The 21938-nt window shown below is 54.0% G+C and carries 19 protein-coding genes; 10 read left to right on the top strand and 9 right to left on the bottom strand.

Translation table 11 applies throughout. From position 1 onward, the window contains the following. Positions 1–189: 189 nt before the first annotated feature. The 3 genes from rpoN to ptsN all read left to right on the top strand — a co-directional run bounded on the left by rpoN (position 190) and on the right by ptsN (position 3025). Positions 190–1764, top strand: a complete 1575-nt coding sequence (gene rpoN, locus J4E05_RS10455; protein WP_085594671.1) for an RNA polymerase factor sigma-54 — start codon at positions 190–192, stop codon at positions 1762–1764. Between the two features lie 161 nt (positions 1765–1925). Continuing rightward, complete coding sequence (hpf, locus tag J4E05_RS10460) at positions 1926–2522, top strand: ribosome hibernation-promoting factor, HPF/YfiA family (protein ID WP_085594669.1); 597 nt, start codon at positions 1926–1928, stop codon at positions 2520–2522. A 38-nt stretch (positions 2523–2560) separates the two neighbouring features. Further along, positions 2561–3025, top strand: coding sequence for a PTS IIA-like nitrogen regulatory protein PtsN (gene ptsN, locus J4E05_RS10465; RefSeq protein ID WP_085578630.1), 465 nt, complete (start codon positions 2561–2563; stop codon positions 3023–3025). 180 nt (positions 3026–3205) lie between these two features. Here the strand turns inward: ptsN and J4E05_RS10470 are convergent, their stop codons facing one another. The 3 genes from J4E05_RS10470 to J4E05_RS10480 all read right to left on the bottom strand — a co-directional run bounded on the left by J4E05_RS10470 (position 3206) and on the right by J4E05_RS10480 (position 8074). Continuing rightward, positions 3206–4777 (bottom strand): AmpG family muropeptide MFS transporter, encoded by a 1572-nt coding sequence (locus tag J4E05_RS10470; RefSeq protein WP_085594667.1) that lies wholly within the window; start codon positions 4775–4777, stop codon positions 3206–3208. Positions 4778–4961: 184 nt separating this feature from the next. Further along, a complete protein-coding gene (gene typA / locus J4E05_RS10475; protein WP_085594665.1) occupies positions 4962–6770 on the bottom strand; it encodes a translational GTPase TypA in 1809 nt (602 codons plus the stop codon). Positions 6771–7078: 308 nt separating this feature from the next. Beyond that, positions 7079–8074: an adenosine kinase gene (locus J4E05_RS10480; RefSeq protein ID WP_349595164.1), complete on the bottom strand. Its 996-nt coding sequence runs from the start codon at positions 8072–8074 to the stop codon at positions 7079–7081. Positions 8075–8708: 634 nt separating this feature from the next. Here J4E05_RS10480 and J4E05_RS10485 point away from each other — a divergent pair. Next, positions 8709–9158: a MarR family winged helix-turn-helix transcriptional regulator gene (locus tag J4E05_RS10485; protein ID WP_349595167.1), complete on the top strand. Its 450-nt coding sequence runs from the start codon at positions 8709–8711 to the stop codon at positions 9156–9158. Between the two features lie 226 nt (positions 9159–9384). After that, positions 9385–10569 (top strand): multidrug effflux MFS transporter, encoded by a 1185-nt coding sequence (locus J4E05_RS10490; RefSeq protein ID WP_349595170.1) that lies wholly within the window; start codon positions 9385–9387, stop codon positions 10567–10569. Between the two features lie 317 nt (positions 10570–10886). Here J4E05_RS10490 and J4E05_RS10495 read toward each other — a convergent pair whose 3' ends face one another. Both J4E05_RS10495 and J4E05_RS10500 read right to left on the bottom strand, forming a co-directional pair. Beyond that, positions 10887–11903 (bottom strand): SirB1 family protein, encoded by a 1017-nt coding sequence (locus tag J4E05_RS10495; protein ID WP_349595173.1) that lies wholly within the window; start codon positions 11901–11903, stop codon positions 10887–10889. Next, positions 11900–12562 (bottom strand): BON domain-containing protein, encoded by a 663-nt coding sequence (locus tag J4E05_RS10500; RefSeq protein WP_349595176.1) that lies wholly within the window; start codon positions 12560–12562, stop codon positions 11900–11902. Before J4E05_RS10500 ends, J4E05_RS10495 begins: the two co-directional genes overlap by 4 nt. A 386-nt stretch (positions 12563–12948) precedes the next feature. Here J4E05_RS10500 and J4E05_RS10505 point away from each other — a divergent pair, with 386 nt between their 5' ends. Further along, positions 12949–13971: an aldo/keto reductase gene (locus J4E05_RS10505; protein WP_085594655.1), complete on the top strand. Its 1023-nt coding sequence runs from the start codon at positions 12949–12951 to the stop codon at positions 13969–13971. 90 nt (positions 13972–14061) lie between these two features. Here the strand turns inward: J4E05_RS10505 and J4E05_RS10510 are convergent, their stop codons facing one another. Beyond that, positions 14062–14955 (bottom strand): AraC family transcriptional regulator, encoded by an 894-nt coding sequence (locus J4E05_RS10510; protein ID WP_349595180.1) that lies wholly within the window; start codon positions 14953–14955, stop codon positions 14062–14064. Between the two features lie 38 nt (positions 14956–14993). On the opposite strand from J4E05_RS10510, the gene J4E05_RS10515 reads away from it, so the two are divergent. After that, positions 14994–15401: a DUF2000 family protein gene (locus tag J4E05_RS10515; protein WP_085594651.1), complete on the top strand. Its 408-nt coding sequence runs from the start codon at positions 14994–14996 to the stop codon at positions 15399–15401. A 38-nt stretch (positions 15402–15439) separates the two neighbouring features. On the opposite strand, the gene J4E05_RS10520 is transcribed toward J4E05_RS10515, so the two are convergent. After that, complete coding sequence (locus J4E05_RS10520; RefSeq protein ID WP_085594649.1) at positions 15440–15835, bottom strand: YraN family protein; 396 nt, start codon at positions 15833–15835, stop codon at positions 15440–15442. A gap of 5 nt (positions 15836–15840) precedes the next feature. After that, positions 15841–16854, bottom strand: coding sequence for a 16S rRNA (cytidine(1402)-2'-O)-methyltransferase (rsmI, locus tag J4E05_RS10525; RefSeq protein WP_349595184.1), 1014 nt, complete (start codon positions 16852–16854; stop codon positions 15841–15843). 2 nt (positions 16855–16856) lie between these two features. On the opposite strand from rsmI, the gene J4E05_RS10530 reads away from it, so the two are divergent. After that, positions 16857–18197: a penicillin-binding protein activator gene (locus J4E05_RS10530; RefSeq protein WP_349595187.1), complete on the top strand. Its 1341-nt coding sequence runs from the start codon at positions 16857–16859 to the stop codon at positions 18195–18197. 52 nt (positions 18198–18249) lie between these two features. Here J4E05_RS10530 and nth read toward each other — a convergent pair whose 3' ends face one another. After that, positions 18250–18891, bottom strand: a complete 642-nt coding sequence (gene nth / locus J4E05_RS10535; RefSeq protein WP_085594683.1) for an endonuclease III — start codon at positions 18889–18891, stop codon at positions 18250–18252. Between the two features lie 305 nt (positions 18892–19196). Here nth and J4E05_RS10540 point away from each other — a divergent pair, with 305 nt between their 5' ends. Then, positions 19197–19688 (top strand): DUF2244 domain-containing protein, encoded by a 492-nt coding sequence (locus J4E05_RS10540; RefSeq protein WP_085594645.1) that lies wholly within the window; start codon positions 19197–19199, stop codon positions 19686–19688. Positions 19689–20002: 314 nt separating this feature from the next. Further along, positions 20003–21913: a molecular chaperone DnaK gene (dnaK, locus tag J4E05_RS10545; protein WP_085594643.1), complete on the top strand. Its 1911-nt coding sequence runs from the start codon at positions 20003–20005 to the stop codon at positions 21911–21913. Positions 21914–21938: the final 25 nt, after the last annotated feature.

Raw genomic sequence — 21938 nt, forward strand, 5'->3', positions numbered from 1 at the left:
TGTCTTTTTCGGACTGATAACAATTGACTGGATTGTTTACCGTGTGCCTGTAAGGGTGCGGCGCGGCAGAGTTGTTCTGCCGGTGAAATTTAATAAACTCATACCGCGTCATCAAAAGAAACGCGGACGGGTTACAAAGGCAAGGCAAGGAAATGGGGGAAAGCGGATTGATACGGGGTAGGTACTGATATGGCCCTGAAGGCAAGGCTTGATCTTCGTCAGTCACAGTCTCTTGTCATGACGCCGCAATTGCAGCAGGCGATTAAGCTGTTGCAATTTAACAATATCGAGCTTTCCAATTTTATAGATAGCGAGCTTCTGGAAAACCCGTTGCTGGAACGGGCCGAACCGGGGCAAACCTTTGCGCAAACCGGCGATGAAGCGGTTGGCAACGGTGAGCAGGGGATGGATGCGCGCGCGATTGACGATTTTCGCGACCGCGAGGATATGCGCGGCACCGACCGCCTTGCCAGCAGTGACAGCATGGGGAGTGAGGCCAGTAGCCCGCTTGATTGTGCAGCAGACGCTCTTTTTGACGGTGAAGGTGAAATCACATCCAATGGTGCGCCCGCAGGGGCCAACCATGACTATTCCCAGCCCTATGCCGGGGGGGGCGGGTCAATGTCCGGGGGGGATAGTGATGACCTGCCGGGGTTGGAACAGACCCTTGCCGATACCGTTAGCCTGCGCCAAAGTCTTGATGATCAGCTTAATCTGGCTTTTTCCACGGCTGTGGAGCGTATGATCGGCAGTTATCTGATCGATATGCTTGATGATAACGGTTATGTCAGTGGCGACCTGGCTGAAGTTTGCGAGTCTCTTGGTTGTGAAATGGCGCAGGTTCGTTCTGTGCTGAGCCGTATGCAGGGGTTCGAGCCGGTCGGGGTATTCGCCCGCAATCTTGCCGAATGTCTGGAGTTGCAATTGCGCGACCGGAACCGGTTTGATCCGGCGATGGCGGCATTGCTTAATAATCTGGAGCTACTGGCCCGTCGCGAATTTGACCGGCTGCGCCGTATTTGCGGTGTGGATGGTGACGATCTGGCCGATATGATTGCCGAAATCAGAACGCTGGACCCGCGACCAGGCCGAACCAGTGACGGTGAACCGGCAACACCGGTTATTCCCGACGTGCTTGTGCGTGCAGGCAATGCGGGTAACTGGATGATTGAACTTAACAACGATGCCTTGCCGCGTGTTCTGGTGAACGAAGAATATGCTGCAGTCATCAGTACAGGGATTCGCGGCCGGGAAGAAAAAAGTTTCGTCAACGAGCGGCTGCAAACGGCAAATTGGCTGGTTAAGGCCCTGCATCAGCGTGCCACAACGATTCTCAAGGTCGCCTCCGAGATTATTCGCCAGCAGGATGGATTCTTTAATCACGGGGTTTCGCACCTGCGCCCGTTGATTTTACGCGATATAGCCGAAGCCATTTCGATGCATGAAAGCACGGTGTCGCGGGTGACAAATGGCAAGTTCATGGCGACCCCTCGTGGCATATTCGAGCTGAAATACTTCTTCACCACGGCTATTTCATCTTCTGATGGTGGAGATTCCTATTCATCCGAATCGGTACGGCATCGGATCAAGTCATTGATAGATGGGGAAAATCCGAAAAAAATTCTGTCGGATGATAAACTTGTCGAACTTCTGCAAAAGGAAGGGATCGACATTGCCCGGCGAACAGTGGCAAAATACCGGGAGGCAATGCGGATTCCGTCGTCCGTCCAAAGGCGGCGCGAGAAAAAAGCACAGGCCCGATAACGGCCTGATGCCAATAAACAATGCTTAAGGTATTGAAACATATTGGTGAATACCCAAATGTTGACTTGGCATTGGCGACGGAATATGGTGCCGCCACCTGATTGAGGGGCACCATTGTTCGCAGATGTACTGGAAGTCACTCAACTGGGGATAGGCGATCCATGCAGATTACAGTAATTGGCAAGCAACTTGACGTTGGCAGCGCTCTACGTGAACACGTCGTCGAGACCTTGGACCTTGCGGTAGAGAAATATTTCGATCATGCGATCGAGGCCACGGTAACGATTACCAAACAGGCTCATCTTTATCACACACAGATTTCGGTCCATGTCGGAAAGGGCATGCTGGTTCAGGCAAAAGCATCGGCAAATGAGGTATATCCTGCCTTTGATGCAGCTTGTGAGAAGGTGGCGAAACGGTTGCGCCGTTATAAACGGCGTTTGCGTGATCACCATACGAACCGTGATCAGTATGAAGATGCCTTGATGGATGCGCGTCATTACGTGATCCAGCAGGAAAATGAAGATCATTCTGATGACGATCATGTAAACGGCTTTGATCCGTTGATCGTTGCAGAAACACCCGATCGCATTGATACGCTCTCTGTTGGTGAGGCGGTCATGCGTCTCGATTTGGGGGATATTCCGGCGCTTATGTTCCGGAATGGCAAACATGGCGGATTGAACGTCGTGTATCGTCGGGCCGATGGCAACATTGGCTGGCTTGATCCGGCTGATGAAAAAGCCGGGGCAGCCTGACGAACGCGACCTCTGGTCCAAACAACGCAACGCGAAAGATGGACATTTCAACAATTCTCTCCCCGTCAGGGGTTATTCCGGCATTGCGTTCCGGTGCCAAGAAGGCTGTTCTCGAAGAACTCGCAGAAAAAGCCGCCGAGGTAACCGGACGTGACGCAGGGCAGATTTTCTCTGTTTTGCTTGACCGTGAAAAGCTGGGCAGCACCGGCGTTGGTGGTGGCGTGGCGATTCCGCATGGAAAGCTGGGCGATCTGGACCGGCTTTACATGGTATTTGCCCGTGCGCAAAATCCGATTGAATTTGATGCTGTCGATGAACAGCCTGTCGATCTGTTTTGTATGCTGGTAGCCCCTGAAGAGGCCGGTGCCGATCACTTGAAAGCTTTGGCACGTATTTCCCGGTTGCTGCGCAATCAGGGTATGTGTGAAAAGCTGCGTGGGGCTGCATCGGCTGATGCAATCTATGCATTGCTGACCCAGGACGAGGCCGAACAGGCCGCCTGAAAAATATAGCTTTGACCGGGCCCGGATAAATCGGGTTTGGCAACGAAAAACCCCCGCTTTGAAAAAAGCGGGGGTTTTGTTTTTCAAAGACGGTGCGAAAGGCGCCTATACCAGCGTGGGCCTTGTTGGGGGCGCGAAATTGACCGTGCTGTAGGAAAACGGCACAGGCCCGGGGTTTTGTTACCGGGCTGTTGTTTTGGCGGTTCCGGATTTCGGGTTTTCAACATCGGTCAGGCGGCCTGCCAGCACGACCAGAAGTAAAACCGGTAATCCCAGAATGGCCGTGCCAATGAAAAAGGCCTGGTAACCAACCGCATCAACCGCCGTTCCGGAAAACCCGGCAATGACCTTGGGAAACAGGGTCATGATGGAACTGAAAATGGCATATTGCATGGCGGTAAAGGAAATGTTGGTCAGCCCGGACAAATAGGCGATGAAAGCAGCCGTTGCCAGGCCACCCGACAGATTATCGGCCATGATCACCACGGCAAACATTACTGTATTGGCGGGAATTTGCGCCATGACGGCAAACAGGATGTTGGTGATGGCTGATAGCAAGGCACCCAGAAACAATACTTTGATCACACCGTAGCGCACCGACAGGACCCCCCCCAGGAAACTGCCGGCAATGGTCATGAACAGGCCAAATGTTTTTGATACAGCTGCGATCTCTTCCTTGGAAAAGCCGATATCGGTGTAAAACACATTGGCCATGACCCCCATAACAATATCGGCAATGCGATAAAACCCGATCAATGCCAGAACAACGATGGCGACCTTGCCATAGCGGTCGATGAAATCCTTGATCGGGGCGACATAGGTTTCACGCACCATCTCGCGCGGGGTTATCCCCGCCAGGGTGGTCGCCCAGGCAACGGCAATTGCCAATATCACCGCGACAGCCAGTTGCAAGGTACCGGTTAGAAAACCGGCCAGTTCTTTGGTCATGCCGCCGTTAACCATCGCCGTTTTCATCGGTTCAACCGCATCGCCAACATAGATATTTGCCGCAATGAAGGTGATGATGGTCAGCGCGAACATCAGCAGGAAGCGGATATAGTCGCTGGTGTGGTGGAAATATTTGCTGTCCTTGCGCACCACCGTGGGTTCACTGACCAGCAAGGTCGTCAATACCCCCACACACATCGCCAGCGCCATGCAGCCATAGGCCACACGCCATGCCAGGGGCTGGTAGGTGCCTTCCCCTTCGATCAGTGCGGCGATGGTCAGCGCGCCTGCACCGGCCACAATCATGCCAATGCGATATCCGGCGATATAGGCTGAACTCATCATGGCCTGCAAATCGGTATCGACAGCCTCGATACGATAGGCATCAATGACAATATCCTGTGTTGCCGAGGCAAAACCAAGGGCCACGGCCGCAAAGGCCATCATGGTCAGATTGTGGGCCGGGTCGGTCAGGCCCATCCATAATATGGCGCCAATGATGGCGGTTTGCGCAACAATCAGCCAACTGCGACGTCGGCCCAGGGTGGTGTGAAGGATCGGCAGGGGGAGACGGTCGATTAAAGGTGCCCAGACGAACTTGAAGGAATACCCCAGGGCCGCCCAGCTGAAATAGGTAACCGTCGCACGTTCCACCCCGGCTTCGCGTAGCCAGATCGACAGCGTAGAGAAAATCAGCAAAATGGGAATTCCGGCGGAAAACCCCAGAAACAGCATCGTAATAACCCGCGGGTTGGTCAGGGCGCGAAACGCCTCACCCCAGCTGCGTTTGGTGTGGCTATTCATTTTTCCCCCTGAATATCCGGCTGCCTTTTGCAGACCATATGGTGCCATCAGTTAAAGAATGCCCAAAGCGTTGTAAGATCGCAGTTAAAATATGACAGTTATTCGCGGGCAGGAATGCAACAAGGCCGGTCCAATAGGGACCGGCCTTGTCAGAAGAACGAATGAAACGTCGTTTAAGCGGCGTTTAGTCTTTCTTGCGGCTTTCGCGCTTGCGGATATTCGGATCAAGGTGCAGCTTGCGAATACGGATGCTTTGCGGGGTCACTTCGACCAGTTCGTCGGTCTGGATGTAAGCAAGGGCTTCTTCCAGGCTCATCTGGCGCGGCGGGGTCAGGGTGATCGCATCATCCTTGCCCGATGCCCGAACGTTGGTCAGCTTTTTGCCCTTCAGGATGTTTACTTCCAGGTCGTTGTCACGGTTGTGTTCACCAATGACCATGCCCTGATAGACGCGTGCGCCCGGCTCAATAAACATCATGCCGCGATCTTCAAGACCCCAAAGCGCATAGGCAACCGCATCGCCCTGATCATTCGAGATCAGAACGCCGTTACGACGCCCGGCAATGGCACCCTTGACCGGGCCATAGGAATGGAAAACACGGTTCATAACGCCGGTACCACGGGTATCGGTCAGGAATTCACCATGATAGCCGATCAGGCCACGTGACGGGGCCAGGAACAGAATACGGGTCTTGCCCCCACCCGATGACCGCATGTCGGTCATTTCGGCTTTGCGCAGGCTCATTTTTTCAACGACGGAACCGGCATATTCTTCGTCAACGTCAACCTGAACTTCTTCAAACGGTTCAGACAGAACGCCGTCGATTTCCTTGATCAGAACGCGCGGACGCGAGATCGACAGTTCATAGCCTTCGCGGCGCATGGTTTCGATCAGAACGCCCAGCTGCAATTCGCCACGACCGGCAACTTCGAAGGCATCCTTGTCTTCGGTTTCGGTCAGCTGAATGGCAATGTTGCCTTCAACTTCGCGTTCGAGACGCGAACGGATCATACGCGAGGTAACCTTGTCGCCTTCCTGGCCGGCCAGCGGCGAGTTGTTGACCGAGAAGGTCATCGCCAGGGTCGGCGGATCGATCGGCTGGCTTTTGATCGCAACTTTAACGTCGGCAGCACAGATGGTGTCGGCCACGGTGGCGTCGGTCAAACCGGCAATGGCGATAATGTCGCCAGCTTCGGCTTCTTCCTGCGGCACACGATCCAGGCCACGGAAACCCATCAGTTTCGAAAGGCGGCCGGTTTCAACGGTGCCGTCACCGCGCAGAACCTTAACCGGCATGTTCAGTTTGGCACGGCCCTGTGCAATACGACCGGTCAGAATACGACCCAGGAAGTTATCGGCATGAAGCATGGTGGCGATCATGGCGAACGGGGCGTCCACTTCGGCTTTCGGGGCCGGAACATAGCTAAGAACCAGATCCATCAGCGGGGTCAGGTTTTCTTTCGGGCCTTCGGGGTTTTCAGCAGCCCAGCCATCACGGCCGGATGCATACAGAACCGGGAAGTCCAGCTGTTCGTCATTGGCTTCAAGCGAAACGAACAGATCGAAAATTTCGTCAAGTACTTCTTCAGCGCGCTGGTCCGGACGGTCGATCTTGTTGATGATCACGATCGGCTTCAGGCCAAGTTTCAGGGCTTTACCCAGAACGAACTTGGTCTGCGGCATCGGGCCTTCGGCCGAGTCGACCAGCAGAACAACACCATCAACCATCGACAGAATACGTTCGACTTCACCACCGAAATCGGCGTGGCCAGGGGTATCGACGATGTTAATGCGGGTTTCCCCCCACTGAATCGCGGTCGGCTTTGCCATAATGGTAATGCCGCGTTCACGTTCCAGATCGTTGCTGTCCATGGCGCGTTCATCAACGCGCTGGTTGTCACGATAGACGCCGGACTGGCGGAACATGGAGTCAACCAGGGTCGTTTTACCGTGGTCAACGTGGGCGATAATGGCGATATTGCGCAGCTTCATGGGCGCGGACTCCGTATAACATGCCGCGCGCCGGTCGTGCCTAGCGCATCGGTCAGAAACAAGATTGGGCGATATATATTGTGAAGGCGGAGTGCTGCTCGCTTACGTCGCGGCGCATCACCTGCCTTGCAAATGCCAGAGTGCTTGATTTGTTAAAAATACAACACAGACGCCGGGTACATGCGCCATTGGCCGCAGATTGTCAATGCTTTGCAACTGCGAAATGACGGGCATGTGCGGATTAGCGGCGTATTTCTGCGGGACGGCGCGTTTGTTGCCGTCCCGTGAAATTTTGTATTTGCAGTTGCTTAGGCCGGAATGGCCCCCTGGCACAGGGTTTTAAGGTCTGCGTCCGGGCGTGCCCCCATATGCGAAATGATCTCAGCTGCACAGATCGATCCCAGACGCCCGCAGGTGGCCAGATCGAAACCCTGTGTATAGCCGTAAAGGAATCCCGATGCAAAAAGGTCACCGGCGCCGGTGGTGTCAACGACCTTGATTACCGGTTCGGCCGCAACCTCGATAACGGAATCGCCCGAAACAATAACCGAGCCTTTTTCACTGCGGGTCAGGGCGGCCACCTTGCAGTGGCGGCGGACTTCAATCAGGGCTTCGTCGAAGGTGTCGACTTCATAAAGCGATTTAATCTCGTCTTCATTGGCGAAAAGAATATCGACATGGTTATGAACCAGATCGCGGAATGAATCGCGGTGACGATCAACACAAAAAGAATCTGACAGCGTGATCGAAACCTGGCGGTTGGCTTCATGGGCAATTTTTGCGGCCAGAACGAAGGCTTCCTTGGCTTCGTCGCGGTCCCACAAATACCCTTCCATATATGTGACCTTTGCCGACTTGATCAGATCGGCATCAATGTCGTTCGGTCCCAGTTCGGTGCAGGCGCCCAAAAAGGTGTTCATGGTGCGATGACCGTCCGGGGTCACAAAAATAAGGCAGCGCGCAGTTGACGACCCGTCACTGGCAGCGGCTGTATCAAAGCTGACGCCCATGGCGCGAATGTCGTGGCGAAATACCGATCCCAGCTGATCATCACGGACTTTGCCAATATAGGCACCTTTGCCCCCCAGGGCTGCAATCCCGGCCAGCGTGTTACCCGCCGACCCGCCAGACATTTCGATGCCCGGCCCCATTTCCTTATAAAGCGCATCGGCGGTGTCGGTGTCGATCAGGGTCATCGCGTTTTTAACCAGCTTCAGACGGGTCAGGTCGTCTTCGGTGCAATGGGTCAAAACATCGACGATGGCGTTGCCAATTCCGACAACATCAACTGTGGGTGCGCTCATCTATGGTTCCTGCTGGTTGGGTAAAGGGGCCGGTAAGATCGCCCGGTAATTTGCGCGGCAGTATAATGGTTCGGACCCGACGTGCAAGTTTTGCGACCGTTGCGCAGCCGTTTGTTTGTCGGGATGTCCTGAAAAACAAAACTTCATATGTTGTTTTTCGGGCACCAAACCGGTTCGACAGCGGATCGGTTTTGGCATCTTTTCGCGCGATGCTGCAATGACCGGTGTGGTCTTTATCAAAAGTGATGATGGCTTTGAGTGCGCAAAATATCGTCGGGCGCCAAGCAAAACCCCGCAGAAATCCTAATGTTCATGTGACTGCATTAGGTACTGTATTTGTTTGTTGAATTCCGTAATTTGCGCCAAAAACATATTGATTAAGCATTTTGAAGATAATCTGATCCCAAATATCAGGCCGTTTCTCGGCTGTTTGGTGTCATTCCCAACTAATACCGACTGTTTTGTACGTCTTTAGGATTAATCAGATAACTATAAAATATACCGATATAACGTTATTTAATACATTCTATATCGATAAAAATCCAATTTTGCGTCTGGCACATGGCACAGCTGGCTTGACAGGAAATTAGATGATATAAAATTAGATGATATATCATCTAATGAGGATGGCATTGTGGTTTCCAATCCGGATTTACCCAAAACCAGTTTCGGCCCCATGCTGGCACAGGCTGCCCGGCAATGGCGACGGGCCGTTGACATGGGCTTGCAACCCTTTGGCCTGACCGAGGCAACATGGTTACCGCTTGTGCATTTGGCGCGCGCGCCCGAACCCTTGCGGCAAAAACAACTGGCCGAAGGGTTGATGCTTGACGGGTCGGCGGTCGTGCGGCTGCTGGATTGCCTGCAAAAAGATGGCCTGATTGAGCGGCAGGAAGAGGCCGGTGACCGCCGTGCCAAAACCATAACAATTACCGGGGCAGGACGTGCGATGGTCGAAAAAGTCGAAATGGCCGCGGCCAATGTCCGTGAACATGCCCTAAGCGGTGTCAGCCCCGATGATATCGCCACAACTTTGCGTGTGTTGGCCCATGTTGCGCGCCAAACCAAAGGTGGGGCCGCGTAGAATGGACAGGATTTCGTTAAGCTCTGACGACGACCCAGCCGACTGTCCCGAAGTGTGTTCTAAACATTCTGATATCGAAACAATAAATCGAAATTCGGATGTCGGTATCGCCCGGCAAGATAATGTACAACCTGTTGGCGCGAAAAACGGTCAACGCAGCGTCCAAAATACACACCGGCACGGAGATGAAAAATACACAGGGGGGGTCGCGCAGGCCAAACAGGGGTTGAAAACCCGGGCCGCACCACTTTGGCTGCTTGCTCTGGTAACGTTTAGCGGCACACTTGCGATGCATATCTTTGTTCCGGCATTGCCATTGGCCGCAGCTGACCTTGGTGCCGATGCCGGCGCCATGCAAATGACGATCAGTATTTATATTTTGGGGCTGGCAGTTGGCCAGCTGATTTACGGGCCGGTATCGGACCGGTTCGGGCGTAAGCCGACTTTGCTGGTCGGGCTTGCATTATATACTGTTGCAGGTGTCGGGGCGCTTTTGGCACCGGAAGTCCATTGGCTTATTGCAGCGCGGTTGTTTCAGGCGCTGGGCGGGTGTGCGGGCCTGGTCCTGGGGCGTGCCATCGTGCGCGATACCTGCGCGCCCAAAGAAGCAACCCGGCGGCTGGCCCTGATGAATTTGATGGTTACATTGGGTCCCGGGTTTGCACCATTGCTTGGTGGTTTGATGGCCGGCGATCTTGGCTGGCGCTCGGTGTTGCTATTTTTATGCGGGCTCGGGGTTATCAACGTTGTTCTAACCTGGCGGCTTTTGCCTGAAACCGGCGGGAATGCCATGGCGAGCGACGGGCTGGCTGTGGTGCGCAATTATTTCAGCTTACTGCGTTCGCCTGCTTTTTTGGGCTATGCCATTGGCGGGGGCTGCGCCACCACGGCGATGTACGCCTTTATTGGTGCCGCACCGTTTATCTTCGTGCATCAGCTTAACCGGCCGACCAGCGAAATTGGACCATATCTGGCAGTTTTGATTTTGGGCGTCTGGTTTGGCAGTTTGCTGGCAGGTCGGCTGATCCGCCATGTGCCGTTGCGCCGGTTGCTGGTGGTGGCAAATCTGGTAAGCGTTGCCGCGGCTTTTTCGCTGCTGGCGGTCGTTTTAACGGGCAATCTGACAGTGATTAATGCCATCGGGTTAATGTTTTTGTTCACTCTGGGCGCTGGAACCGCATCGCCCGCCGCCCTGACCGAAGCCATAAGCGTTAATCCGCAGGTTATTGGCTCGGCGTCCGGGCTTTATGGCAGTACCCAAATGGCGGTTGGTGCAATTTGTACCGCTCTTGCCGGGCTTGGTGATAATCCGGCGCTGGCGGCGGCGCTTGTTCTGTCCGCGGCGGGCGTTGTGTCGCAAGTGTCATTCTGGATTGCGTTGCGCCGTTCGGCATTACCTCAGCCGGAATAGTTTTAAGTTTTAACAGGACGGGCTGGCGCGAAAGACCGGTTTTGTATTCGCGTAAAGGCGCGAATTTCTGGTGTTTTCAACTGGCTAACGATCCTAGTCTCAATGCCGGATTTTCGGGACGAACATTCTGTAAAATATCAATTAGGAAATTTTATTTAATTCTATATCGATTTATTATGAGTTACTTTTGATAATTAAATTCTTATAGATTATGTCTGATGATCTTGGTGTGATATGTGAATAATTGTTAAAGGCGGTTTCATGCCTGCAAAACATTTGCTAATGCCGCGATGTATTTCTGACGCAGAATCAACCAGCTACGCTGGCGAAGGGTCATCAGGTGTTTGGGGGGCAGGTGTTTTGTCCGCCGATGGTTTTGGCGGATGAAACTGTATAACGGTTTCGTCGGCATCGGGGGACGATGAGGTTTCTGCGTGTGTGTCGTCGGGTTTTATGCCGGCAATTCTGTCGCGCAATTCGGCTGCAAGGCTGCGGATGCGCTGGTGATGGCGCTGATCATGGTTAAGGGCCAGAAATTTCTCGAAGGCGGCCAGTGCCTTTTCATCATTGTTAAGACGGGCGTGAAGTGTTCCGGCCTGATGCCATAACCCGGCTTCATCCGGGGCAATGATCAGGCAGCGTTCAAGAATGGTTGTGGCATAGGCAAGGTCACCACTGCGAAGGGCCCGGACCTTGATGTTATTTTGCAGGCGCAACAAAATCGTTCTTTCGTTCGCCTCGCGGTAATGTTCGGGCTGTAGTTCGGCATCCAGCCCCTGAAAGGCTTTCAAAAGTTCACGCAGTTCGGCGGCACCTAAAACAATACCATTGTGAAACGGGTCAATCAGCACCCGTTCCCCGTGGGCTTCAAGGCGCAACAGGAAATGACCGGGAAAATCAATGCCGGTCATATCAAGGCCGCAGCGCGTTGCCGCATGTAAATATAACAGTGCCAGTGCCACAGGCAGGCCGCGTTTGCGGTCAATCACGCTCATCAGGTTGGCGTTGTCGGTATCGTCGTAATTTTCCTCGTCGCCCTGATACCCATGATATCCGGGAATGACATGTTGCAGGGCAATTGCCAGGTCCATCACGCGCGGCGAACTGCCGCCTGCTCCGGCGGCATCGGCGATGCTGCGCTCCAGGTCGGCACAAATATCATCAAGCCGGGCCAGATAAGGCGAAATATCACGGTCGGTCTTGTCCAGACTGGCAAAATGCAACGCTGCCTCGGCCGCTGTCGCGTCAGGATATTGTCCTTGCGCATACGATTCCAGCCACCGCAAAGCCGATTTCTGACGATCTGTTTCCGGGATGACGCCTGTGATTTTCAAGTCCTCTTGCGTGTAGGGTCGTCTTTTAAACGAACGAAACTGACAACCTTTTTAACATAACTCGTCGCACGCACATGCGAAATAACCCGATCAAGCTCGTCCTTGTTCTGGGCGATCCCCATCAGGTAAACAGTGCCGTCAACGGTTTCTATATTGTAGTTAATCGCATAAACGCGGCTGTCAAACATCAGCGCGGTTTTTATACGTGTACTGATCAAAAGATCGTTGGCCGCATCAATCAGGCCAACTTCCTTGCCAACCTTTAATTGGTTGATAACGCGTTTTACACCATCGGTTTGCCACGCGGTTTTTACAGCTGTCATTTCGACATCGGCAGTGGGAACGTATCCCGCCAGCAATACTTCGCCTTCGACCACTTCAATTTCGATATCGACAAACATCTGCTTGTCGATTTCCAGATATTTGCGCCATAAATTGGCGTTGATGGCGTTATCACTGACCGAGTTTTTAAAGCCCCGTTCCTGCATCGCAGCGACACCGGCAGTGGCGCCGGCCCCTACCACCAGCGATGTGCAGCCGCCATTTGCCAGCAAGGCAGCGCCCAGCAAAAAGCAAGCGCCCAGGCGTGCAGGAAATTTGTGCCTGTTATATTTTTGTCCCGGGTCATGATGATTGCCCGGTTTGGAAATAGACGTCATTGAACTACCTGTCCGCCCCATTGCAACGCTTACTATGGGCTACGGATGTTAAGGAGTTTTAAAAAAGCAGGGTATTGCAGGGGGTGTTGATGCTGTTTGGCGGGTTTTTTGGCCTAAAAACAGACTTTTGATGGTTAATTCCCCCACCTTTAAGCTGGCCTTGCCTGTTTTCGGGCGGCGACGGGTGACGATGAAATAATACGCCTTGATCCTTGCCTGATCCTACGGAGCCCATTGCCAGCAACCGCATCACGGTTATGTTTAGTGCATCTTTCGTGTCCGTGTGTGGATCTGCCCGGGGCGCTACCGTGTGGTAAGTTGCCTGTTCGGGGCTGGTTTTAAAACCGCGGCACTCTTTCTTCCCCGCTTAAGAAAGGACCGAACCGTTGCAATATAACAAACTTGGTCAAACCGGGCTTTTTGTCTCGGAACTGTGCCTGGGCACCATGACCTTTGGCGGCCAGGGCGAGATGTGGCAAAAAATCGGCAAGGTTCAGCAAGGTGATGCTGATCAGCTGGTGAAAACCGCCCTTGATGCCGGAATCAATTTTATTGATACCGCCAATGTCTATGCAGAAGGCAAATCGGAAGAAATTACCGGTCAGGCCCTGAAAAACCTGGGGGTGGCACGCGAAGACGTGGTGGTTGCCACCAAGGTTTTTGGTCGTATGGGGGCTAATGTTAATTCCACCGGGGCCTCGCGCCATCACATCATGGATCAGGCCAGGGCCAGCTTGAAACGGTTGCAGCTCGACCATATCGACCTGTATCAGATTCACGGGTTTGATACCGCAACACCCATTGAAGAAACGCTGGATGCGTTGGATACTCTGGTGAAACACGGGCATGTTCGCTATATCGGCGTGTCAAACTGGGCTGCGTGGCAAATTGTAAAGGCACTGGGTATTTCCGAACGCCATCACCTGGCGCGGTTTGCGTCACTGCAGGCTTATTACACATTGGCAGGGCGTGACCTGGAACGCGAAATTGTACCGATGTTAAAGTCGGAAAATGTGGGTCTTATGGTCTGGAGCCCGCTTGCCGGGGGATTGCTTAGCGGCAAATATGACCGCGATAACGAAACCGATGGCGAAGGCCGCCGGGCCAGTTTCGATTTTCCGCCGGTAAACCGCGACCGTGCCTATGACTGTATCGACACAATGCGTGTTGTTGCCCGCGCGCATGATTGCAGTGTGGCACAAATTGCTCTGGCGTGGTTGCTGCATCAGCAAGCGGTGACCAGCGTTATTGTCGGGGCAAAACGCACCGAACAGCTTGAAGATAATATCAAGGCAACCGGCATCAAACTGACCGGTGCGGACCTTGAAGCCCTGAACGCTGTCAGTGCCTTGCCGGTAGAATATCCGGGCTGGATGCTGGAACGTCAGAGTGGGTATCGCAAGGGCTGATGTGCCTGATTGCAGATAAATCTATTCTGTTTACAGTCGGCGGGCAGCAATGCCTGCCGATTTTGTTTCAGGGTAATATCTGGGGTCATACTACGGGGCAATCAGCGGCATGGACGGGCATTGGTGTGGTCGGATCATATCGGCCCAGCGGCCTGGTGTAATGCCAAAGGCTTGTTTGAAATGGCGGTTGAGGTGGCTTTGATCGGCAAAACCGGTTTCAGCCGCAATACCGGCCAATGGTTCGCCTTGCGCGATCAGGGTTTTGGCGCGCTGTAACCGCCGCATGACCAGAAACCGGTGCGGGGTGGTGGCAAAACAGGCCTTGAACTGCCGGATCAGGGTATAGCGATCCAGCCCGGTAACGTCTTCAAGTTCGGCCGAGGTCACGACATCATTGATGTTGGCTTCCAGGAACTGGCGCGCACGTTCCATGCGGGTGGTTGCAAGGTTTTTGCTGCGGCGAATCGGCTGTTTCGCGTGGCGCGACAGCCCTTCGGCGATTCCGCATACCAGTTGGTCAATCAGCAATTCATCAAGGTCGCTGTCAAGATGGGCCAGCATTTCAAGCAAGGTAGCAGACAGGGCCGGGTCCGAAAAAACCGGCTGGGCGACAAAGGGTAAACTACCGGCATTTTCACCCAGCCCGCGCCGTAATAATGACGGTTCGAGATAGAGCATCCGATAACGCAAACCGGCTTCGGTGCCGGCCCCGCCATCGTGGATTTCATCGGGGTGCAGGACGATGATATTGCCTGGCTGACTAAATTGTTTGGCCCCTCGATACGAAAATGTTTGCACCCCGTGCAAGGTTACCCCCAGCGCATAGGTATCGTGGCGATGCGGGGAAAACATATCGCCGTAAAACTGTGCTTCTATCCGTTCAATGCCGGGCAGGGCCGGGGCGGTTAAAAAACGTTCGCGGGTGGAAAGATTGCACAAACGTTCAATACCGGCGCTATCGGGGAAGGTTACAAGCGAAGTCATCTTTTCCCCTTTCATTAGCTATGCGGATTATGACGTTCATGTTTGATACCAAAGTTGCCATTGTATTGCGAAACGACCTTGAAAGCTGGCAGTCGCTAAATGTGACAGCCTTTTTGATGAGCGGTATTATCGCAAAATTTCCCGAAATCATCGGCGAAGATTATGTGGATCGCAACGGCAATAAATACAATCCCATGTCGGTGCAACCCGCCATCGTGCTGGCAGCCGACCAGGCAACATTGGGCAAAATCCACAATCGCATCATTGATCGTGGTGTTCCGGCCTCGCTTTATATCGAGGAAATGTTTTCAACCGGCCATGACGCCGCCAACCGCGAGGTTTTTGCGCAATTTGCCCCGGATGATGCCAAAGTGGTTGGCATTGCATTGCGGGCGGAAAAACGGGTGGCGGATAAAATTGTCAAAGGGGCCAAAATGCACCCCTGACCCTGACATCCTGTTCTGCTATTATCGCCTGCACGTATTTATGACCCCATCCAGACATTGATATGATGGCGGATGCGGCACCATGGTTGTACCGTCATCACATCAATGCGCATGTCGCCATCATGGCCGTTTCGGGCGGCAAATCCTTGCAGGCTGCGGGCAATGCGGCTTTGTTGGCGCGGGGTAACCGCAAACAGGGCCGCATTTTCAGAGGTGCGGTGTTTGACTTCAATGGCAACTAGAATGCCTGATTTTTGCGCGATGATGTCAATTTCGCCGCCCATACCGCGATAGCGCCGTGCCAGAATGCGGTATCCCTTGATCGACAACCACAAACAACACAGGCTTTCGGCCCGGCGACCGGCCTTTTCGGCAAGGGCTCGGGATGATCTTTGGTCCGGGTTGCGGGTTTGGCGCCGGGGGGATTGGCCCATGGCGCCTAGCTATCCTGCCCCAGTTCCAGGGCGCGGTTATAAAGATCGCGTTTTTTAAGGCCGGTTTCGCGCGCCAGAATATCGGCTGCATCCTTGGTCCGGTTGCTTTGCAACAGCACCCGCAACCGGTCGTCGACTTCATCGGCCGAGGGCTCATTTGATCCTGCCGGTGCCGGGCCAACCACAATTACGACTTCGCCTTTGGGCGCACCGGCCTCGTCATAGTGCGCGGCCAGGTCCGCCAGTGTGCCGGGTCGGACTTCCTCGAACAGTTTGGTCAGTTCGCGGGTAACGGCAGCGGGGCGACTTTCCCCCAGGCAATTGGCCATGTCACGCAGGCAGGCCGCCAGGCGTTTGGGGCTTTCAAGAAAAATCAGCGAGCCGGGAATGGGGGCAAAGCGGGTCAGTTCTTTTTGCCGCGCCATCGATTTGGGCGGTAAAAAACCGCCATAAAAGAAATGGTCGCTGGGCAGGCCCGATAAAATCAGCGCGACAATCGGGGAACAAGCCCCGGGGGCCGTCGTTACCGTATGGCCTGTCGCCTGACAGTCGCGCACCAGTTTGTAACCCGGATCATTGATCAGCGGGGTTCCGGCATCGGAAATCAGGGCAATGGCCTGGCCTTTGCCAAGCCTGTCCATGATTTCGGGGCGCATTTTTTCGGCGTTGTGTTCGTGATAGGCAATGCGTTTGGTCTTTATGCCGAAACGTGACAAAAGCTTGCCTGATGTGCGGGTGTCCTCGCACAAAATAATTTCGGCCCGTTTAAGGATATCGACCGCACGAAACGTAATATCGCCCAAATTTCCAATTGGAGTAGCAACCAGATAAAGCCCGGCCGATAATGGCAAGGTTTTGTCATTCCCTGTTTGATCCGGTTTACTTGCCGGATCGCCCGCATTACCCTGCGAAGAAATAACGCCATTGGGAGGTGAAGAGAGTGGGTTTTCCGAAACTTCATCCGTCTGCGACGAGGAACGGGAATTCGGCGTGGCGCCGGTTTGCGTGCCGGACGGCATCTGTGTTGGTCCTTTCGCTGGGGCTGGGCGCGTGCAGTTCGAACCTGACTAGCACGGATTCACAGCGTGAGCCAGCGCCTGTTGTTACCAATAATGGCCCCGATACGGCCACTCGTGCGCCCAATCAGGGGCTGATTGGTGAACCCAGCCCGTTTGACGGCATGCCCGGTGACGGGCAGGTTCTGTCGGGTCTTTATAATGATGAAGCCGCCACCACCGATAAACGGGTGGCCTTGCTTTTGCCATTGTCGGGCCCCCACGGCGATTTGGGGCGGGCGATGCGCCACGCTGCCGAACTGGCCTTGTTTGATGCTGCTGCTGACGACTTTGTGTTGATGCCAATCGATACCGAAGCCAGTTACGATGGCGGACGACTGGCGGCACAAAAGGCGATCAATGCCGGAGCCAAACTGATTTTGGGTCCGTTATTTTCCGACTCGGTCCGCGGTGCCGGTGAAATCGCCAAACAGGCCAATGTGCCGGTTTTGTCGTTTTCCAATAATATCCGCGCCGCCGAACCCGGTGTGTGGGTAAACGGCCTGTCGCCCGAAGACCAGATCAAACGTGCTGCGGCCTATTCCATTAGTCAGGGCAAATACCGTTTTGCTGCCCTGTTGCCGCAAAATGAATATGGTCGTCAGATTTCGGCTTCGCTTGACCAGATCATTACCAGTGCCGGTGGCACCATGGGCCAGGTGGCTTTCTATCAGCCTGGCAGCGATGCGATGGAACAGACGGTTAAGAATTTTGCCCAGTATGACCAGCGCCACGGGGCTTTGCTGGCGCGTAAACGCGAACTGGGTGCGGCTGGTGACAGTGCGTCCCAGCGGGCCCTGCAGCGGCTTGGCGGGCTGGATACTTTAGGAGATCCGAATTTTAATGCCTTGATCCTGCCGGCAACCGGCGGCGATTTGCGCCAGGTATCGGCCCTTTTGGCATATTACGATGTTGACCCGGCCAATGTGCAATATATCGGCACCTTTGGCTGGAATGATTCCAGCCTGTTTGCCGAACCGGCCTTGAATGGCGGGATTTTTGCTGCACCTGAACCGGGCAACTGGAATGCCTTTTCCAGCCGTTATCGTAAAACCTTTGGGGTTGAACCACCACGTATTGCCAGCCTGTCATATGACAGCACGGCACTGGCCGCTGTTTTGGCCGGGTCGGAGAGCGGTATTACAATGGCGGGCTTAACCAATGTTACCGGCTTTTCCGGTATTGACGGTGTCTTTCGTCTGAATGCCGATGGCCGAACCCAGCGCGGTTATGCCGTGATGCAAATTTCGCGTAGCGGTGTGAAAATGATCAGCCCGGCCCCGGCATCCTTTGATGCGGTATTCTGATTTGAAAATGGCCGACGCGCCCTAATCACCTGAATGACTGATAAACACCCGCCTATTCCGTGGCGGGTGTTTTTTCTTTGAAGTTGCACAGATCGCTGACTATGCAGTCAGGGCAACGCGGGCTGCGGGCCTTACAAATATAACGGCCATGCAAAATCATCCAGTGGTGCGAATGCTGTAAAAACCGTTTGGGAATTTTCTTTTCCAGCGCCTTTTCCACAGCCAGCGGGGTTTTGCCCTTGGCCATGCCGGTTCGGTTGCCCAGGCGGAATATGTGGGTATCGACGGCAATGGTAGGTTCGCCAAAGGCAATATTGCGCACCACATTGGCCGTTTTGCGACCGACACCGGGCAGTTCTTCCAGCGCGTCCTGATCATTGGGCACAACACCGCCGTGTTTTTCGACCAGAATTTGCGCTGCCGCCATAATATTTTTGGCTTTGCCACGATACAGGCCAATCGTGCGCACATGGCTGATCAGGGCTTCTTCGCCCAGATCGAGCATATCTTGCGGGGTGGCAACAATTTCAAACAGCTTTTTGGTGGCCTTGTTCACCCCGACATCGGTGGCCTGTGCTGATAAGGCGACAGCGACCAGCAATGTATAAACATTGGTGTAATCCAGTTCGCCCTTTGGTTCCGGGTCGGCATCGGACAGGCGTTGGAAAAATTCTTCTATGGCGGCTTTGCTCATCGGGCGGGACGTCGGAAGGGACATGGCTTTCTGCTTTTTAATGGCGTTATGGCAACGGGCGGGGCAGCCTTGGTATGGGACTATTTATAGGATGTGCACACGGGAAGGTCGAATTTTGTTTGCGATCAGGCTGGAGTGATTCCAGAATTCACGGCATCATATTAGGTGCTGCCTGATTTACATAAGGTTGTTGGGCTGGTGTCAGGCTGAAAATAGCAACCACCAAACCGGAACAGGCCGGGCCCCCGTCGTAACCCGCCGGGCCGCCATGTCGCTGGCTGCATCCGGGCGCAGGACGTTAAATAATGCCGCGCATACCGCGTATCGAAAAACCGGTTTTTAAAACCGATCTTCACCCCCGGCGTTCCCTGACGCGGCGCGGGGCACGCAGGCTTGTCTGGTGTGTTGGGGGTGTTACATCATCTTTGGGGGTGTTGTTCTGGTCGATGGGGGCGTGGCCGATTGCCGGTTTTATGGGAATTGACGTTGCGCTTTTGTCTTTTGCTTTCCATTTGAACTTTCAGTCGGCCCGGTGCGGCGAAATGATCGAACTGCGTCGCAATGTTTTACGGCTGACACGAATATCGGCCCGTGGCGTGCGCGAGGAATTTGATTTTCAGACCTACTGGTTACAGGTGGTGATGAAACCCGGTGATGCGACGCGCAGTATTCTGGTATTACGCAGCCATGGCCGTGATACGGAAATTGCCCCGTTTTTGCCTGAAGATGCCAAACAGGAACTGGCAAACACCCTGCGCGAAAAACTTTTGATCTGTCGGGGCGGGCTGCCAGTTTGACGACGGTGTGAAAAAAGGACGATGGCGTGTTGTATGGGGAAATCGCACAAACCGGCCCGAAATGCCGGGAAATGCTGTTGTCTGGCGGTGCTTTATGGCCAGTTATGGGCAGACTGCGGCGGTTTAAGACGAAAAAACCCTAAAGAATCCCCATTTTCACGGCTTGCGACTTTGTTTTGACTTTCATATATAGGTGCGCGGGGTGATTGCCCCGTGGACAAAACGCTATTACAACCATTGGTCCCAGGAGGTCCTGCGCGGCGCTTCAAGGCGAAGGCTGCGGGACGGGCCGGCCGCTAAAAGAGGAACGAATTATGGGCAAGATTATCGGTATTGACCTTGGCACCACCAACTCCTGCGTTGCAGTGATGGATGGTAAGGAAGGCCGGGTTATTGAAAACAGCGAAGGCGCACGTACAACGCCGTCGATGGTCGCTTTCACCAATGATGGTGAGCGCCTTGTCGGTCAGCCGGCAAAACGCCAGGCTGTGACCAACCCGGAAAACACCCTGTTTGCGATCAAGCGCCTGATCGGCCGTCGCATGGGCGACCCGGAAGTCGAAAAAGATAAAGATCTGGTACCGTACAAAATTGTTGGCGGTGAAAACGGCGACGCATGGGTCGAAGTTAATGGCGAGAAAATGGCTCCGAGCCAGATTTCCGCGATGATCCTGCAGAAAATGAAAGAAACCGCCGAAGCCCACCTGGGCGAACCGGTAACCGAAGCCGTGATTACCGTTCCGGCATATTTCAACGATTCGCAGCGTCAGGCCACCAAGGATGCCGGTAAAATTGCCGGTCTTGAAGTCAAGCGTATCATCAACGAACCGACCGCTGCTGCCCTGGCTTATGGCCTGGACAAAAAAGAAGGCGGCACGGTTGTTGTTTATGACCTTGGCGGTGGTACCTTTGACGTCTCGGTTCTGGAAATCGGCGATGGCGTTTTTGAAGTTAAATCAACCAATGGCGATACCTTCCTTGGTGGTGAAGACTTCGACAAACAGATCATTGATTATCTGGCCGACGAGTTCAAAAAAGAACAGCAGATCGACCTTCGCAAGGACCGTCTGGCCCTGCAGCGTCTGAAAGAAGCCGCTGAAAAAGCCAAGATCGAACTGTCTTCCTCGATGCAGACCGAAGTCAACCTGCCGTTCATCACGGCTGACCAGTCCGGTCCGAAGCACCTGAATGTCAAGCTTAGCCGTGCGAAACTTGAAGCACTGGTTGGGGACCTGATTGATCGCACCATCACGCCGTGTAAAGCCGCGTTGAAGGATGCCGGTATTTCGGCTGGTGAAATTGATGACGTGATCCTGGTTGGCGGCATGACCCGTATGCCGAAGGTTCAGGAACGCGTTAAGGAATTTTTCGGTCGTGAACCGCACAAGGGTGTGAACCCTGATGAAGTTGTGGCCCTTGGTGCTGCCATTCAGGGTGGTGTCTTGCAGGGTGACGTCAAAGACGTTCTGTTGCTGGACGTTACCCCGCTGTCGCTGGGTATTGAAACCCTTGGCGGTGTGTTCACCCGCTTGATCGACCGTAACACCACCATCCCGACCCGCAAGTCGCAGACCTTCTCGACTGCGGAAGACAACCAGACCGCTGTGACCATCCGCGTGTTCCAGGGTGAACGCGAAATGGCCGCTGATAACAAGATGCTGGGTCAGTTCGACCTGGTTGGCCTGCCGACCGCGCCGCGTGGCGTACCGCAGATCGAAGTCACCTTTGACATTGATGCTAACGGTATCGTCAACGTTTCGGCCAAGGACAAGGCGACCAACAAGGAACAGCAGATTCGTATTCAGGCATCTGGCGGTTTGTCGGATGATGAAATCGAAAAAATGGTCAAGGATGCCGAGTCTAACGCAGACAGCGACAAAAAGCGCAAAGCGCTGGTCGAAGCCCGCAACCAGGCAGAAGCCCTTGTTCATTCGACCGAGAAGAACATTGCTGAACATGGTGACAAGGTTGATGCCAATACCAAGTCCATGATCGAGGATGCCCTGGCGGCCCTTAAGGAAGCCAAGGACGGTGAAGATCCCGAACTGATCACCACCAAGATCAATGAACTTCAGCAAGCCGCCATGAAACTTGGCGAAGCCATGTATCAGGCCCAGCAGGCAGAAGAAGGCGGTGCAGATGCATCGGATTCTGCTCAGAAGGCTGACGATGGCGTTGTTGATGCCGACTTTGAAGAAGTCGACGACAACAAAAAAGACAAGTAAGGCGACCGGTGCGGTCGTCTAGGCA

It is taken from the genome of Thalassospira sp. NFXS8 (assembly GCF_040148805.1).
In the GTDB taxonomy this organism is placed as follows: Bacteria; Pseudomonadota; Alphaproteobacteria; order Rhodospirillales; family Thalassospiraceae; genus Thalassospira.